This window comes from Paenibacillus aceris (genome assembly GCF_017874035.1).
Lineage (GTDB): Bacteria > Bacillota > Bacilli > Paenibacillales > NBRC-103111 > Paenibacillus_E > Paenibacillus_E aceris.
In genome coordinates, this window is sequence record NZ_JAGGKV010000002.1 from 1 (window position 1) to 14,341 (window position 14,341).

Annotated in this window: 20 protein-coding genes; 5 read left to right on the forward strand and 15 right to left on the reverse strand. The window is 48.3% G+C overall.

The window, feature by feature from the left end; all coding sequences use genetic code 11:
* Nucleotides 1–199 precede the first annotated feature (199 nt).
* Genes J2Z65_RS04125 through hrpB form a run of 4 tightly spaced genes read right to left on the reverse strand, consistent with a single transcriptional unit; the run spans nucleotide 200 to nucleotide 4,428 of the window.
* Nucleotides 200–841 (reverse strand): class I SAM-dependent methyltransferase, encoded by a 642-nt coding sequence (locus tag J2Z65_RS04125; RefSeq protein WP_240159532.1) that lies wholly within the window; start codon nucleotides 839–841, stop codon nucleotides 200–202.
* Nucleotides 842–881: 40 nt separating this feature from the next.
* Nucleotides 882–1,145, reverse strand: a complete 264-nt coding sequence (locus J2Z65_RS04130; RefSeq protein WP_338111582.1) for a hypothetical protein — start codon at nucleotides 1,143–1,145, stop codon at nucleotides 882–884.
* Nucleotides 1,138–1,899 carry a hypothetical protein gene (locus J2Z65_RS04135; protein WP_167054341.1) on the reverse strand — a complete coding sequence of 254 codons (762 nt, stop codon included), beginning with the start codon at nucleotides 1,897–1,899 and terminating at the stop codon, nucleotides 1,138–1,140. The genes J2Z65_RS04130 and J2Z65_RS04135 overlap by 8 nt, the downstream gene beginning before the upstream one ends.
* A 42-nt stretch (nucleotides 1,900–1,941) precedes the next feature.
* Complete coding sequence (gene hrpB, locus J2Z65_RS04140; protein WP_167054339.1) at nucleotides 1,942–4,428, reverse strand: ATP-dependent helicase HrpB; 2,487 nt, start codon at nucleotides 4,426–4,428, stop codon at nucleotides 1,942–1,944.
* Nucleotides 4,429–4,576: 148 nt separating this feature from the next.
* Here hrpB and J2Z65_RS04145 point away from each other — a divergent pair, with 148 nt between their 5' ends.
* Both J2Z65_RS04145 and J2Z65_RS04150 read left to right on the forward strand, forming a co-directional pair.
* A complete protein-coding gene (locus J2Z65_RS04145) occupies nucleotides 4,577–4,831 on the forward strand; it encodes a YpbS family protein (RefSeq protein ID WP_167054337.1) in 255 nt (84 codons plus the stop codon).
* 14 nt (nucleotides 4,832–4,845) lie between these two features.
* Nucleotides 4,846–5,010, forward strand: a complete 165-nt coding sequence (locus J2Z65_RS04150; RefSeq protein ID WP_167054335.1) for a hypothetical protein — start codon at nucleotides 4,846–4,848, stop codon at nucleotides 5,008–5,010.
* Between the two features lie 49 nt (nucleotides 5,011–5,059).
* Here J2Z65_RS04150 and J2Z65_RS04155 read toward each other — a convergent pair whose 3' ends face one another.
* The 3 genes from J2Z65_RS04155 to J2Z65_RS04165 are packed head-to-tail and all read right to left on the reverse strand — an operon-like array spanning nucleotide 5,060 to nucleotide 6,311.
* Nucleotides 5,060–5,698: an NUDIX hydrolase gene (locus tag J2Z65_RS04155; protein ID WP_167054333.1), complete on the reverse strand. Its 639-nt coding sequence runs from the start codon at nucleotides 5,696–5,698 to the stop codon at nucleotides 5,060–5,062.
* Between the two features lie 38 nt (nucleotides 5,699–5,736).
* Nucleotides 5,737–5,991 (reverse strand): DUF2164 domain-containing protein, encoded by a 255-nt coding sequence (locus J2Z65_RS04160; RefSeq protein ID WP_167054331.1) that lies wholly within the window; start codon nucleotides 5,989–5,991, stop codon nucleotides 5,737–5,739.
* A gap of 11 nt (nucleotides 5,992–6,002) precedes the next feature.
* Entirely contained in the window at nucleotides 6,003–6,311 is a 309-nt protein-coding gene (locus J2Z65_RS04165) for a Dabb family protein (RefSeq protein WP_167054329.1), read from the reverse strand.
* A 145-nt stretch (nucleotides 6,312–6,456) separates the two neighbouring features.
* Here J2Z65_RS04165 and J2Z65_RS04170 point away from each other — a divergent pair, with 145 nt between their 5' ends.
* From J2Z65_RS04170 to J2Z65_RS04180, 3 genes are all read left to right on the forward strand, one after another.
* The gene (locus J2Z65_RS04170; RefSeq protein WP_167054326.1) at nucleotides 6,457–6,633 is read left to right on the forward strand and encodes a hypothetical protein; all 177 of its coding nucleotides are present in this window, start codon (nucleotides 6,457–6,459) and stop codon (nucleotides 6,631–6,633) included.
* Between the two features lie 145 nt (nucleotides 6,634–6,778).
* A complete protein-coding gene (locus J2Z65_RS04175) occupies nucleotides 6,779–7,768 on the forward strand; it encodes a YpdA family putative bacillithiol disulfide reductase (RefSeq protein WP_167054324.1) in 990 nt (329 codons plus the stop codon).
* A 121-nt stretch (nucleotides 7,769–7,889) separates the two neighbouring features.
* Nucleotides 7,890–8,192: a hypothetical protein gene (locus tag J2Z65_RS04180; RefSeq protein WP_240159531.1), complete on the forward strand. Its 303-nt coding sequence runs from the start codon at nucleotides 7,890–7,892 to the stop codon at nucleotides 8,190–8,192.
* Nucleotides 8,193–8,254: 62 nt separating this feature from the next.
* Here the strand turns inward: J2Z65_RS04180 and J2Z65_RS04185 are convergent, their stop codons facing one another.
* The 8 genes from J2Z65_RS04185 to J2Z65_RS04220 all read right to left on the reverse strand — a co-directional run bounded on the left by J2Z65_RS04185 (nucleotide 8,255) and on the right by J2Z65_RS04220 (nucleotide 14,188).
* Nucleotides 8,255–8,818 (reverse strand): DNA-3-methyladenine glycosylase I, encoded by a 564-nt coding sequence (locus J2Z65_RS04185; RefSeq protein WP_167054322.1) that lies wholly within the window; start codon nucleotides 8,816–8,818, stop codon nucleotides 8,255–8,257.
* Between the two features lie 80 nt (nucleotides 8,819–8,898).
* Nucleotides 8,899–9,699 (reverse strand): TatD family hydrolase, encoded by an 801-nt coding sequence (locus J2Z65_RS04190; RefSeq protein WP_167054320.1) that lies wholly within the window; start codon nucleotides 9,697–9,699, stop codon nucleotides 8,899–8,901.
* Entirely contained in the window at nucleotides 9,696–10,460 is a 765-nt protein-coding gene (locus tag J2Z65_RS04195; protein WP_167054318.1) for an ATP-binding cassette domain-containing protein, read from the reverse strand. Before J2Z65_RS04195 ends, J2Z65_RS04190 begins: the two co-directional genes overlap by 4 nt.
* Before the next feature lie 18 nt (nucleotides 10,461–10,478).
* Nucleotides 10,479–11,246: an ABC transporter permease gene (locus J2Z65_RS04200; RefSeq protein WP_209855760.1), complete on the reverse strand. Its 768-nt coding sequence runs from the start codon at nucleotides 11,244–11,246 to the stop codon at nucleotides 10,479–10,481.
* A complete protein-coding gene (locus J2Z65_RS04205; RefSeq protein ID WP_167054316.1) occupies nucleotides 11,246–11,536 on the reverse strand; it encodes a thiamine-binding protein in 291 nt (96 codons plus the stop codon). The genes J2Z65_RS04200 and J2Z65_RS04205 overlap by 1 nt, the downstream gene beginning before the upstream one ends.
* 28 nt (nucleotides 11,537–11,564) lie before the next feature.
* Nucleotides 11,565–12,590: an ABC transporter substrate-binding protein gene (locus J2Z65_RS04210; RefSeq protein WP_167054314.1), complete on the reverse strand. Its 1,026-nt coding sequence runs from the start codon at nucleotides 12,588–12,590 to the stop codon at nucleotides 11,565–11,567.
* Between the two features lie 312 nt (nucleotides 12,591–12,902).
* The gene (locus J2Z65_RS04215; protein ID WP_193580818.1) at nucleotides 12,903–13,304 is read right to left on the reverse strand and encodes a VOC family protein; all 402 of its coding nucleotides are present in this window, start codon (nucleotides 13,302–13,304) and stop codon (nucleotides 12,903–12,905) included.
* A gap of 32 nt (nucleotides 13,305–13,336) precedes the next feature.
* Nucleotides 13,337–14,188 carry a patatin-like phospholipase family protein gene (locus tag J2Z65_RS04220; RefSeq protein ID WP_167054311.1) on the reverse strand — a complete coding sequence of 284 codons (852 nt, stop codon included), beginning with the start codon at nucleotides 14,186–14,188 and terminating at the stop codon, nucleotides 13,337–13,339.
* Between the last annotated feature and the right edge of the window lie 153 nt (nucleotides 14,189–14,341).

Consider the following 14,341-nt stretch of genomic DNA (forward strand, 5'->3'; position numbering starts at 1 on the left):
ATGGAGGAAACGAGCGGAAACAAACGCAAATTAACGTAATTCTAAGGTTACTGTTTCTTACACTGGTAACTCTCCGGAATTAGGGGGTCAAACCGCTCTCTCACGCAAAGGGATCTTTTTGGCAAAATAGCGCCCTGTAGTTCCCCTACAAACATAGAAATTCTGTCAAAAAAAAGAACCCGCGAAATCACGGGTTCAATTATTTGCTCCTGGCGATGATCGATTGGAAGTGGGGCTGCATATCCCCCATAGGAATGACATTGAAATGTTCAATGTCAAAAACGCTACACACCCGCTGCTGGATATGCTCATCCTCATAAAAAGCGAAAAAACGTTGAGGTCTGTACGAGTCATTCTCCCAAATGCCTTCGCTCTCGTACCCGCCATACAGTCCTAGATAAAAGAACCCATCAGGTTTAAGCACTCGCTTAATGTTCTTAAGCACTTGCTTAAGATTGCTTTTAGGCACATGCAGCAGCGTATTCATGGACCAAACAGCATCAAACGACGCTGGCTGCAGATCCAATGCAAAGAAATCCATGACAAAAGCTTCAAGTCCTTTTTCACGACAAATGGCGACCATCTCGTCCGATAGATCGATGCACACGACATCACAGCCTTGCGCTCTTAAATAGTCAGCCTGATGTCCCGGGCCGCTGCCGAGGTCCAACACCCGCTTACCGCTGCCGTTCTCCTGACTGCTCCTATTTAATCTAGCAAGGAACAGGTTGAGCTCGTCTATTTTCCACGACTGCATGGTCTCTCCGTTTCGCAATCTTGCCTGTTGATCGTAACTCGCCTTCAACACTTGTTTCACTTGGGAATCGTTCGGTGAATCCAAGCTCATCATCCCCCTTCGGAGTCTCCCGCCCAGCTCCCGACTATTTTTCTAGCGCCTGCAGTCCCGCATTTACAAGCAGATCGAACCACTCGTCTTCTTCCAAAAGCTCTTCCACCGCTTCGATCTCCTCTTCCTTCCCCGATTCACTCAAAAAGTTCAGTGCATAGCTCCAATCGTTCTTACCCCGCAAGCTTTGAAGCGTAATTTCGTAGGGATGCTCATGTCCTTCTACACGAAATTGAACATGGCCGAGATAGCCGTCCTCTTTGCTGTGTTCCATGTCTGCTTTTAAAATATTAATCATGTTCATCTTCCTTTTCTGTAATATGTCCCTCAAGTTTCACAAGTTCCACAAATTCCTCCAGCTGCGCCAACCACGTCCAAATCGTCTGAATCGTCGTTTGCAGGTTCGTTGCATCCTGCCAGATATAGGGTTTATGGTCTCTAAAATAATCGGCATGTCCGCCAATAATTGGCAATGTTTTCCGGTGAATCGGAGCATGCTTCATCCGATGCCAGCGAGAAACACCAAAGCGGGACTTTATCCAGCCCCCCCACGTGCCTAGCCGCGGAATCGGGTCCGTCTTTTGGTCCAGTTGATTGGTCCCATCCAAATATAAAACGCGGCTCCTCAATTCCGGAGGAATCGCGCATCTTGGAGATCCGATTTGGATCACTCCTAGGATGGGGACGCCTTCCTTCATTAAAGCACCTGCCGCCTGGATCGACGCTACTGCTCCTGCACTGTGACCGATTAAAAGCAATTTCTGACCAGAGCTCAAATCGTCTGTGATCAGCTTCGTCAAGTTTTTGCCGCCATAACGGGATGGCTTCTGGTGGGCATTGTTCCAAAGATCGCTTGTTATTTCGCGAAGCTGCTTTTGCCGCTGCCGACTCCAATCTCCATACGGAAAATGAATGACAACGCGAACACTTACCCCCGCCTGTTCAAAGCAGGCAGCAAGCGCCGCGCCAAACCGGTCCAGAAAATCAGGCGCCGTCGCAAAGCCCGCAGTTATATAGATGACGATATCCTCCGTTGCGGAGTGAACGGTCATGAATCACTCAGTTCCCTTCCCGGCACGACTCGTGCCAATAAGTCACACGCGCGGTTTGGCCCGATTGGTGGGGATGGCGGCCATCGGATTATCCGGCCAATAATGCTTGGGGTAGCGGCCTTTGAGATCTTTTTTGACTTCGAAGTAAGCCTCGCGCCAAAAGCTCGCCAAATCCTTCGTCACCTGAACCGGACGCTGTGCGGGTGATAACAAATGCAAAATAAGTGGAATTCGGCCTTTTGCAATTCGCGGCGTGTCCGCCAAACCGAACATTTCTTGCAGCCGAACTGATAAAGTCGGCGATTCCATCACGCTATAATCAATGGGAATACGCGAACCACTAGGTACCTGAATGTGAGTAGGTGCCCACTCCTCCAACCTGCGTCGCTGCTCCCATGTTAGCATTTCCTCTAATATATTTGTCAAGTTAAGCCGCCCAAGTGAGCCTTTACTCGTCATGCCGTACAGATGGGGCGCTAACCAATCCTCTAAGGTTGCAAGCAGCGCTTCATCCCGCATATCCGGCCACTCGCCGGCATAGCTGTGCAGAAAAATAACACGCTGCTGCAGCTGCCGCGCACTGCGGTTCCAAGGAAGCAGCTCTAGTGATTCGGATTGAATGCCAGTAATCAAGGCTTGCACAAGCAGATCAGGATTTGGTTCCTGCAAAGGTTTTTCTTTCATAATAATAGCGCCCAGCCGCAAGCGTTGTCTGGCTTTAACGGTGCCGGCCGCTGAATCCCAGAGCACTTCCTGCTCCTGCTGCAACCGGCCGTCAAAGGCTTCCAGGAGCTCATCTTCCAGCACGGGGGCCGCTAAGTATATGCGGCTTTCCACCCCGCTGTCATCGAGCTCCGCTGCAACCAGATAGCGCTCATTCGAGAGCGCCTGCAGCTCAGGCAGCACAGCGCCGCGCCCGCTGCTGAGCAGGAACCGGCCCGTCGATCGCCGCTGCGCGACGCGATCGGGGTAAGCGAAGGCGAGCAGCAAGCCGCTCGCCGAAGACCGCTGCGCGCTCGGTCCGATGCCGAGCGACTGCATCAGCGCTTTGGCTTCCGCCGTAATCCGGCGGCACAAGCCAAAGTCAACGTCTGCGCGCTGCTCGCCCTGTGCAGCGCGCCAAAGCACTTCGATGCGGGTGCGCACATCCGCATCACGGCCGCGAGCGCTCGACAAAATGTCGCGCTCGCTCAGCATCACAGCGAGCTCGCACGCAAGCGCGCCGAGCTCAAGAGACTTAGCTTGCAGCACCATGTGCGCAAGCCGGGGGTGCAGACCTAGCGCTGCCATGCGCTTGCCATGCGCGCTCAAGCCCCCATCCTCGTGCAATGCGCCTAACTGCACGAGGAGTTCCCGCGCCTGCTGGTATGCAGCAGCAGGCGGCGGGTCCAGCCAGACCAGCTCCGCTGGGTCTGTCACGCCCCAGGCGGCCAGCTCGAGCGCCAGCGGCGCCAGATCCGCTTCGCGGATCTCTGGCGTTGAGCTTGGCGCGAGCTGCCGCTGCTCGGTCTCGGTCCACAGGCGGTAGCACACGCCTGGACCGAGACGGCCGGCCCGGCCTCTGCGCTGATCGGCAGAGGCCGCGGACACTGGCACCGTCGTCAAGCGAGTCATGCCGGTGCGCGGCGAAAAACGCGGCACTCGCATGAGGCCGCTGTCGATCACAACCGTGATGCCTTCGACGGTTAGTGAAGTCTCGGCGATAGAGGTTGCGAGCACAACCTTCCGGTGCCCGGGCATACTGGGCATTAGCGCGCGGTCCTGCGCATCCTGGGCCAGATTCCCGTACAGAGGGGCAACTTCCACCTCTTTGCCCAGCTGCAGCGAGGCAAGACTGCCGGCAACACGGTGGATTTCGGCAGCGCCCGGAAGAAATACGAGCAGGCTGCCTTCGTCCGACGCAAGTGCTTGCCGAATACTTCTGACCACTGTGGTTTCAAGTCGTTCATCTTGTTTGGCACTCAAGTAATGCGTATTTATTGGATAAGTACGTCCTTCGCTTTGAATAATCGGAGCCTGATCCAGCATGTCCGCAACGGGTTCAGCTTCAATCGTTGCGGACATGACGAGAATTCGCAAATCCTCGCGCAGAAGTAATTGCGATTGCCGGCAGAGCGCAAGCCCTAGATCCGCATGCAAGCTTCGTTCGTGAAACTCATCAAAAATAACGATACCCACGCCTTCCAAAGCGGGATCTGTTTGGAGCATTCGGGTAAGGACTCCTTCGGTGATTACTTCAATCCGTGTGTTCGGTCCGATACACGTATCATTTTTCACCCGGTATCCGATGGTTTGGCCAACCGCTTCATTCCGAAGTCGCGCCATATAACGGGCTGCAGCCCGTGCTGCCAGTCTTCTGGGCTCCAGCATAAGTATCTTTTTGTTTTGCAGCCATGATTCTTGCAACAGCGCAAGCGGAACTTGCGTCGTTTTCCCTGCACCAGGCTGGGCGACCAGTACCGCACATGAACGTGTTGATAATACTTCTATCAATTGCGGGAGTACGAGTTCAATCGGTAATGTATGCATTTCCTTCACTCCGAGCTTTCAGTTAAGTCTTGAGATCGATTGGACATTTGTCGAATATTGTTCGGAATTCCTCTTCTAAAAACTGTTCCTGACCCACTCAATCGTGTATACTGAAGAAATATCTGGTCACGAAAAGGAGAACATGAAGATGAATGTACATGAAGCGATATCCAAACATTCGAATGCACAGCATATGCATCTCGTGCGATTTGCAGAACTGGATGCACAGCGCGAGAGCGCGATTGACGATGCTGTCGATCTGTGCAAAAGGGGGCTGCCGTTTACTGTTGATGCCATTAATGCGGTGACGGCTCGAATCATCGCCCATGCCAAAGAAGGTATTTCTCCTCTCCGTTCTTATGTAACCGAAGACATGGTACGTGAATACGTAAACAAAGGGTAGGGAGATAAGGATCCATGGGAATTCTCACTTTTATTGCAATGCTGCTTATAGGATCGGCCTTCAGTGCCGGATTCTTGCTTCTATTTAAGCGTAAAATCGTGCTTGGAATTGTGTGCTTCGGACTTTCCATCGCAGGTTATATCGCTTACGCCTACATAGCGAACAAATACTTCGTCTAACACATTGGGTCTTTGGAGAACCGGTCGGGTCGCCCGCACCGGTTCTTTGTCATGCGAACAGCGCATTCTTCTTTAACGTTTGAAAGACGAGGTCGAAATAAGCTGCAGGATGCGGCACCAAATCATCCAAAGTCACGTTATGACTCGCTTCTTCAAGTTGACCGTCTTGTCCCGTTTGATAGCCGCTGGCCTTCAGTTGTCCGATTTCTCCATGCACTAGACGCTCAAGCCCTGCCGCACTCACTTTAAATAAACCGGTAACCTCATCCGGCTGTAAAACATAATTCTCCAGAGGCTGATCGCAACGATAAATAAACACATGGCAAAACTCACGATCAATGAGGTCGTCCGACATCAGATCTTCTTCAGCGAACAACCCACAAGGGATTAACTCGGCGAAATCCACGTCCAATCCTAATTCTTCGTGCAGTTCGCGTGCGCCGTCTTCAACCGTTTCCCCGGCTGATAGATGACCGGCACATGAAATGTCCAGCAAATTCGGAAACAAATCTTTATCAGGGTGTCTCAGCTGAAGCAGCAGAGCAGGCTCTCCCGCTTCCAAACTTACGATCCAGCACTGAAATGTTCGATGCCATAAGCCTTTCGCATGTACTTCTGAGCGCGGCGCCGTCCCGAGCCAATTCATTTTCACATCATAAATATCGAACATTTCTTCTGACTTATTCATCGTGCTCATTTCCTCCCCAAACCAAACTGACGAAATCGCTATCTGCGCGATTTTTTTGATATTTTCATAGCATACAGGTCTTCTTCTAACACGCTCATTCTCTCCATCATCGTTTTGCTTGCATCTTCGATGGCATGATTATAAATAGGCGCTGTCAACTGTCCGATCATATAATCGATTAATTGTTCTGCCGCTAAGTTGCCCATTGTGACCCCGTGGTCTGACTCCATATGCTCCTGCAAATCAATAATCAATGCTTCCTTCTCTTCCTTCGGTAGTTTCAATGGTTTCATTTCAAAGCTCCTTACTCAAATATCGTTAAATCGATTTCTTGAAAACGGCAAACTTCTTTTACCCAGCGCTCTGCTACATAATGCGTATGTACGGGATGGACATTGTACCCGTCATAAGCCTCCTGATCGGCAAAAACCATCGAAAACCCAAAATCGTAATCCGTCTTGGCACTCACTTGACGAAATACTTCAAACTGCTCAACGCCAGGTATTGCCGCAAGCTCATTAGCGCTTCCTCTTAAGAATTGTTCTGCTTCCGGAGTATCCTTGCCAACATGCAAATTAAAAACAACCATATGTTTAATACGCTTTGAATTCATCGTCTCAGTTCTCCTTTTTTATCCAACTTCACTTATTATAGCGGATTTTGCCCAACCGAACTACACAGCCCTGTCGGAATAAAATAAGCAACAAGTGTACACGTTAAGCCTGAACGTAAAACTGACCTAGGAAGGATGACTAACGATGGAAAATAAAAAGCATACAGGCAATTACAAGGGTACAACGAATATGAATGCAAAGAATCAAGACCTGGAGTTCGTTAATGACACCTTAGAAAACGCACCAAGCCTAACTTCCGTCAATCTGGCAAAAGATGATATCAGCGAAGACAATGAAGGGCATCAGTTAAATCAGAAGTAAACCGGCAATCCTCTGGCGTAGGGCAGATAGCTATTCCGATACTTGATCGGAGCGCTTTCTGCTCTATTTTGCTTCCCTGAACTTGGCATCCCCTTTGGCTTGCGATACTATAAGAAGGAATAAGTTAAGAGGAGGTTGTCACACTTTGGAACAAGTTATCGTCATTGGAGCGGGGCCTTGCGGCTTGTCCGCCGCTATCGCTTTACAACGTGAGGGGCTGTCGCCTTTACTTATAGAAAAAAATTGTATCGTGAACGCTATTTATCAATATCCTACCTATTTACAGTTTTTCAGTACGCCGGAGCTGCTTGAAATTGGCGGCTATCCATTCTCCACCCCTCATGAAAAGCCATATCGCCAAGAAGCTTTGGTTTACTATAGAGAGGTAGCTCGAAGAGAAAAGCTGCGTATACATTCCTATGAGGAAGTTGTTTCTATTGAAAAAATAGAGTCGGGATTTATTGTCCATACAGAGAATCAATTCGGTCAAAAAACTACGTACACGACTAAACAAGTTATCGTTGCTACCGGCTATTTCGATCATCCTAACATGCTCGGGATACCTGGAGAAGAGCTGCCAAAAACGACGCACTACTATAAAGAAGCCCATCCCTATTCGGGAGCCAAAGTAGCCATTATCGGCGGAAACAATTCCGCTGTTGATGCAGCTATGGATTTGCTTAGAGTTGGCGCTGAAGTTACGGTTATTTATCGAGGAAAAGACTTCTCAGCCAATATTAAACCGTGGGTTCGTCCGACATTTGAAAGCATGGTGAACAAGGGCAGAATCCAGATGTGGTTTAACTCCCAAGTCGCAAGGATTGAAGAACAGGCGATCATGGTGCGAAAAGAACACGAAGAAGTCATGCTGGATAATGACTTTGTGCTTGCCCTTACAGGCTTCCGGCCGGATCGGGGGCTTCTGACATCGCTCGGCGTCGGTTTTCATGAAGAAACGAATGCCCCGCTCGTTAATCCTGATACGATGGAAACAAGCATCCCTGGCCTATACGTAGCAGGAGTAGTCGCCTCATCCAAATACGATGCGAATGAGATATTCATCGAAACAGGACGCATGCACGGTCTGGCGATTACCAAACATATCATATCTGTAAGGAACCTTCAATCTAGCTGATTGGAGGTTTTTTTCTATGAAAATTTTCCCTTTTTTTCAGAGATTCCTCTTCCAATACGAACGTTTGTTTGTTATAATAAAAACAAGAACAAATGTTCCATTTAGATGAGGAGGTAGTTACATGATGAACGCCAGTCACAATTTCCGGTTTATTGAGAGAGATTATTGGTACCACAAGGCATTGTGTGACACTGACCATCTTCTCCCTGGACAGATAGACGCCATGCTGGATGAGGCGCATTCCCACTACGCCGATTACACGTTTAAGTTTTATGACGACGGCTCAGTGATAATCATAGACAACGACACGAACAATCGTATTAAACCAAGAGAGTTAACTGGCGCCGTATACGACTTTTATGTGCGCAAGCGGATCTATTTAATTAAATATAACTTGATGGAGAAACAGCTCCAATATGCCTGAGAAGAAGCACACATAAGGCCATCTGCTAGGACGTTTGTCCTTAACAGATGGCCTTCTCTCTTTTAGTTCACGCTGTGATAACGAAAGCAATGCTGGTTATGATCGTTCACCATACCAACAGCTTGCATATACGCATAGCAAATCGTTGAACCCACGAATTTGAATCCGCGCTTCTTCAAGTCCTTGCTCATGGCATCGGAAATGTCCGAAGTAGCAGGTACTTGACTCATGTCCGCCCAGTGATTCTTGATCGGCTGACCGCCAACAAATCCCCAAATATAGTTGTCAAATGAACCGAATTCTTGCTGCACTTTCAGAAAAGCTTTCGCATTCTGAACAACCGATGCGATTTTCAAACGGTTACGCACGATCCCTGGGTGCTGCAGAAGCTCGGCCAACTTCTTGTCATCATACTGGATGATGATTTGCGGGTCAAATCCATCAAAGGCTTCGCGATAGCCTTCTCGTTTCTTTAATATGGTATACCAGCTTAATCCTGCTTGTGCGCCTTCCAGATTCAGCATCTCGAACAATTGGCGATCATCATGGACCGGAACACCCCATTCATGATCGTGGTAATGGACATATAACGGATCCTCATTGACCCAAGCACATCTGACCGTCATTTATATACTCACCTCATCTAGATATCGAACGTTTGTTCTGTTTTATTATAGATCCAATACGAACAGATGTCCAGCTTCTATTAACCAAAGGTAAGAACGTTGTAAAATTGTTTCGTATTTCGCAAAATTGTTTGCGCCACTTTATCTATCGGCATCTCGTGCAAAAGCGCAATCTGCTCCAATACAGCATGAATCATGCGCGGTTGCGTCTCCTGTCCTTCAAACTTCCCCTCAAATGGCCAGGGGCCATCCGTTTCGACCATGAGCAGCTCTAGCGGATAGTTTCGAACCAGTTCACGAATTTCCTCTTCATACTCGATATCCGGTGTGATGGATATATAATAACCAGCCTGAATCATACGTTGAACCGTCTGAGGTGATCCTTTAAACCAGTGAAAATGCGCTTTTTGAACACCATGCTTCTCAAGAAGATCGCATACGATGTCGGCATCTTCATATACCGCATGCAGAACGACGGGCTTTGCCAGGTGAGCTGCCAGCTCCAAGAAGCGTTCAAGCAATTGAACATAAGGGGAATAATCAAGCTGCTCTCCTTTCTCTTCTGCTTCAAGCCTCGTGTAGTAAGGCAAGCCGATCTCACCGACTGCGACCATCTCATTCGCGTGCTCATGAATCCACGCTAACAATTCTTGAAGTTGGGAGTCGCTAGGCAACTCTTGCTCCGGGTGATAACCAAAGGCGGCATAAACCTGTTCAGGCGCTTGCGCACGCAGCCTCTCCGTTGCCTGGCAGGATGCCAGGTGTCTGGATACTGCGATAAGTGCCTCAACTTGAAACTGTGCCATCTCCGATATGATCGTTTGAGCTCTAGTTTCTTCATACATATCTAGATGAATATGAGCATCGATAGCGTTAATCATAACATCATCTCCTGACGCAGCAGACCTTGAACATGCAGCCGCAGCTCGTGAAATTTCGGTTCCATCATCACGTTTTCTTGACGAGGCCGCTCAAAGGGAACTACAAGCTCTTCGATAACTTGAGCAGGCTTGTTGGAGAGGACGTAAATGCGATCCGACAGAAATAACGCCTCTTCAATACTGTGAGTCACGAACAGAATTGACCGTTTGTTCTGTTCCCATATGTTCAGCAGCCATGATTGCATGGCCTGCCGGGTTAATGCGTCCAAGGAACCGAATGGCTCGTCCAGACACATGACTTCCTGCGGGCTCAGCAGTGCCCGCAGGAACGAGACACGTTGCTGCATGCCGCCAGACAGCACATGCGGCAGCTCGTTCTCATAGCCGCCTAATCCAACCTTTGGCAGCCATTCTCTTGCTTTTTCCAGTGCTGCTGTGCGCGTTTCTCCAGCAACTTCTTGCGAGAGCGCTACATTCGCCTCAATAGAGCGCCAAGGAAACAAAGCAGGCTGTTGCGGCATATAACTGATAAGCCCTTTGGTTCCGGTTACATTGGAGCCATCCAGCCAAACTTCTCCGGAAGAAGGAGTAATGAGACCTCCAATAATGTGAAACAGCGTGCTCTTCCCGCTGCCGGATGGGCCAATAATGGAAACGAACTCGCCTTCATTAACATGCAGCGTAACATCGGTCAACACGGGGACTCGCTGTTTTTTTCCAGTGAACGTATGATGAATGCGTTTAAGCTCTAGTTTGCTCACGTCTGTTTCTCCCCTTCCCTAGGATGAACGTTTGGCGTTCCACCGGATGACGAACTTCTCAAGCCCTGCAATAAGCCAAAAAAACAACAAGCTAAGCACGACGATGATTAGAATAGCAACAAACTCGCGATCTGCGCGAAAGGCAGATTTTTGCAAAATCATATAATAACCAAGTCCGACACCGCCGCCCAACCATTCCGCAATGACGGCTCCCATGACGCTGTAAGTGGCCGATATTTTGAGTCCAGTAAAGAGAAATGGCAGAGCGTGCGGCAGCTCTAATTTATAAAATATTTGCCGTTTGCTTGCACCAATCATTTGCATGTAATTGTACATGCTCCGATCCGTTTGCATAAATCCATCCAAGGTCGACATCGTTACGGGAAAGAAGCAAACAAGTGCAATTAAGATAAGTTTAGGTAAAACGCCAAAACCAAATAAAATGATAAGCAGCGGCCCCAGTGCGATTACCGGGACATTTTGCGACAGAATGAGAAGCGGATAAAACCCGGCCTTTAAGAAGGCCACACGGTGTAAGAAGCTTGCGACAATAACGCCGCCAACTGTCCCAACAATAAACCCCATTAACATTAAACGTACCGTAGCAAATGTATGCATCCAAACCCGCGGCATGTCCGTTGTGCCGTCCTGCCATATTTTGAGCGGACTCGGAAGCAGCCAGCTGGCCGCCCCTCCCCAAGTCACGGCAAGCTGCCAAATAAGCAAGAGAAGGATGACCACAACAATCGGTGGCCACCCTGCTTTTAATCCGTTCTTCAGTTTCATTATCTGTATTTCTCCGTCAGCTTGTCCATCGAAGCGCCGGACGGGTTAAAGTAAATTTTCACTTGCGAGATCACGTTAGGGCTGCCCATCTCAATCATTGCAGCATTCATGTCCTGAATGATGAGCATAAGCTGATCAAGCTCCCCTTCCATCGTCGTTTCGAGTGGGGAGACGAAGTATTTCACGCCTGATTTGGCGATAACTTCAATCGCACGATCCACATAAGGGATGACATCTTCATTGTTCTTTGTTTTGGGAATAATTTGAATACTGACAAGTGCATTAGCCATTGTAACTGCCCCTTCCGACATATGAAGTTTATTTCGAGCTTGCTGGCAAGAAATTGTTCGTAAATGCAGCGTCTACATCGAGATTTTTCTCCAGAAGCTTATGGTCAAGCATCCAGTTCGCATAATTCTCCCATACTTGACGCTTTTGTTCGCCCCAACGTGGCGCATCATCCTGATAACGCGGGCTGAGCCATTTTTGACTGGCCATGACGAGCTTTTTATCCAGATCCGGAACGGCTTTGATCAAAATATTAGCGGCATCTTCAGGCTTGCTGATCGCGAATTGGTATCCCTTCGCTGCAGCAGCTGTGAACGCTTTAACGAGCTCAGGCTTTTCTTTGATCAACTTTTCGCTTGTTGCCAGAACCGGTGTATAATAATCCAACTTGTCCGAATATTTGTTCAAATAAATCATATTGAGCGGCTCGCCGCGAAGTTCGGCGTCCACACCTGTCCATGCATAGTAAATCCAAGCGAAATCGATATCTCTTTTGACTGCCGTGAAGTAATCCGCATCCCCGATATTCACAATCTTCACTTTGCTTGGATCTGCTTTCTCGGTTTGCATCAGAGAGTCGATCATCGCACTTTCAGCCGGCGCGCCCCATCCTCCATACGTTTTTCCTTGGAAATCTTTCGGAGATTTGATGTTTTTCGCCACCGGAGAAGCAAATCCCGATGTATTATGCTGAATGACAGCAGCGATGGAAACAAGAGGCACACCTTGAATGCGTCCTTGCGTAATGCTTTCTTGGTAAGAGACGCCGAATTCAGCTGCACCTGAAGCAATCATGGCATCCGCACCAGCTTCGCCAGGTGCAATGATTTGTACATTTAGCCCCTCTTGTTCAAAAAATCCTTGATCCTTCGCAACATATAGACCTGTATGGTTGGTGTTTGGCGTCCAGTCGAGAACAACCTTCACATCGGTAAGCGGCTTAGCGGTGTTAGCCGGACTAGCAGAGTTCGCCGGCCCAGCTTCTTGTTTCCCGCAGCCTGCCGCAAGTACAGTTAAGCTTACCAGCATAAGTGGCGCAATTTTCTTCCAGTTCATTTCTTGTTTCCCTCTCCCTTATTTCTATATAACCACAAGAAAAAGCCCCCGTTATCCGGGAGCGCCATAGGTAGAAAAATGATAAACCCATTCAAGACAGAAGGAATGGACGTGCATTTTGTGTGAATTCTCTACGCTGGCATTACCCAGATCAGATTAACGGTTAGTGACATCGCGGTCACAATCTCAGCCTGACTCCTCAAGCTCCCGTGGGTTCTTATTGGTTTGATACTACCATACCGTATGTTCGCTATGAATGCAAACAAAAACCAGCATTCCTACGGACAGAAATCGTGGTCATGTCACATTCGTTTACTTTTTAGCCAAATTTAATTGCCAGGACACACCGAATCGGTCTCCAACCCAACCGAATTTCTCACTGAAGGGATAGGAACCGAGCGGCATGTACACCTTGCCGTCTTGCGACAATGCAGCGAAGACACGATCAATCTCCTCTTCCGAATCACAGTTAACGAAGAGTGAAATGGCGGGAGTAAATGTAAAGTCATGCTTTACAGCACTATCGGTACACATGAAGACTTGACCGTGCAGCGAGAACGTTGCACGCGCCACGCTTCCTTCGGCACCGCCTTCACCTGCGCCGTATCGCTTGATCGTCACGATTTCGGACTGATCAAATACAGACGTGTAAAGATTCATTGCTTCTTCTGCCTGACCGGCAAACAACAGGAAAGTCGTAATCTTTGGACTCATCGCACTCACGTGAAAAACTCCTTATCCATAGGTTAATTAAACAACCACTGTTTCATTTGTGCTCCCATTCGCTTCGCATCCTCATAGCCAAGCTCATGTAACGCTTCCAGCTTTTTAGGATTTTTCTCCATTCGTCCCACTACCACTTTAGATGAAGGACGAATCACTATTGCGCTTCCATCCGCTTCCATTTGCCTAACGAGCTCAATGGTACCGTTATAGATTTCGCTGCGATTGACTAACACATTCACAAGGCCGTCATACTGAGGGTAGAAACTCTTCGCTAACCATCCCTGCTTAAAAGGAGTCTTCCGATATCCCATCTCTTTGGTCAGTACGATAACGTGCTTCCGGTTCCCATCAGCAATCGATTTCTTCACAGGAATAGGATCTACCAATCCGCCGTCAAACAACGTTCGTCCATCGTAATGAATGGGTTGCGCGACAAATGGCAAGGAACTTGATGCTTGAACGATCGGCATTGTTTGCTCATCAAGTTGATGCTTCGTGTAATATATCGGTTCGCCCGTATGTGCATCCGTAGTCCCAATGGCAAACTGCTGAGGCGAGCGATAAAAAGCATCATAATCAAATGGAACCAACTTATTGGGCAGCTCATTAAATATAAAATCCATGCCAAAAATGCTTTTATGGCGCAATAAATTGCGATAGCTTAAATAGCGATGATCGCTAATATAACCAATAGTTACTTTCTTATTACGTCCAGGTTGTTTCGAGATATATGACACTGCGTTGCAGGCCCCTGCCGATACACCTACGACATAGGGAAAATACCAATCTTGCTCCATAAAGTATTCCAAGACTCCCGCGGTGTATACGCCTCTCATACCTCCGCCTTCCAGTACGAGTCCAATACCCTCCATGGTGACACCTTCTTTCTTTCTGACAGTTATAGCCCCTATTAGCATACAGGAAATGTCAATTAAAAGAAATGCTTCTCCATCTCCGATAAAGAGACAAAGAAGCAGATTCAAGGCATTTATTTATGCGGATTCGGGAATAACACCAAATCATCC

Bases quoted from the DNA above. Each gene is read 5' to 3' on its own strand.
- J2Z65_RS04135 (WP_167054341.1), bottom strand. From the start codon at position 1,899: ATGACCGTTCACTCCGCAACGGAGGATATCGTCATCTATATAACTGCG.
- J2Z65_RS04215 (WP_193580818.1), bottom strand. From the start codon at position 13,304: ATGAGTCCAAAGATTACGACTTTCCTGTTGTTTGCCGGTCAGGCAGAA.
- J2Z65_RS04200 (WP_209855760.1), bottom strand. From the start codon at position 11,246: ATGAAACTGAAGAACGGATTAAAAGCAGGGTGGCCACCGATTGTTGTG.
- J2Z65_RS04145 (WP_167054337.1), top strand. From the start codon at position 4,577: ATGAATGTACATGAAGCGATATCCAAACATTCGAATGCACAGCATATG.
- J2Z65_RS04190 (WP_167054320.1), bottom strand. From the start codon at position 9,699: ATGATTAACGCTATCGATGCTCATATTCATCTAGATATGTATGAAGAA.
- J2Z65_RS04185 (WP_167054322.1), bottom strand. From the start codon at position 8,818: ATGACGGTCAGATGTGCTTGGGTCAATGAGGATCCGTTATATGTCCAT.
- J2Z65_RS04210 (WP_167054314.1), bottom strand. From the start codon at position 12,590: ATGAACTGGAAGAAAATTGCGCCACTTATGCTGGTAAGCTTAACTGTA.
- J2Z65_RS04130 (WP_338111582.1), bottom strand. From the start codon at position 1,145: ATGATTAATATTTTAAAAGCAGACATGGAACACAGCAAAGAGGACGGC.
- J2Z65_RS04180 (WP_240159531.1), top strand. From the start codon at position 7,890: ATGATGAACGCCAGTCACAATTTCCGGTTTATTGAGAGAGATTATTGG.
- J2Z65_RS04160 (WP_167054331.1), bottom strand. From the start codon at position 5,991: ATGAAACCATTGAAACTACCGAAGGAAGAGAAGGAAGCATTGATTATT.
- J2Z65_RS04205 (WP_167054316.1), bottom strand. From the start codon at position 11,536: ATGGCTAATGCACTTGTCAGTATTCAAATTATTCCCAAAACAAAGAAC.
- J2Z65_RS04155 (WP_167054333.1), bottom strand. From the start codon at position 5,698: ATGAATAAGTCAGAAGAAATGTTCGATATTTATGATGTGAAAATGAAT.
- J2Z65_RS04220 (WP_167054311.1), bottom strand. From the start codon at position 14,188: ATGGAGGGTATTGGACTCGTACTGGAAGGCGGAGGTATGAGAGGCGTA.
- J2Z65_RS04170 (WP_167054326.1), top strand. From the start codon at position 6,457: ATGGAAAATAAAAAGCATACAGGCAATTACAAGGGTACAACGAATATG.
- hrpB (WP_167054339.1), bottom strand. From the start codon at position 4,428: ATGCATACATTACCGATTGAACTCGTACTCCCGCAATTGATAGAAGTA.
- J2Z65_RS04165 (WP_167054329.1), bottom strand. From the start codon at position 6,311: ATGAATTCAAAGCGTATTAAACATATGGTTGTTTTTAATTTGCATGTT.
- J2Z65_RS04150 (WP_167054335.1), top strand. From the start codon at position 4,846: ATGGGAATTCTCACTTTTATTGCAATGCTGCTTATAGGATCGGCCTTC.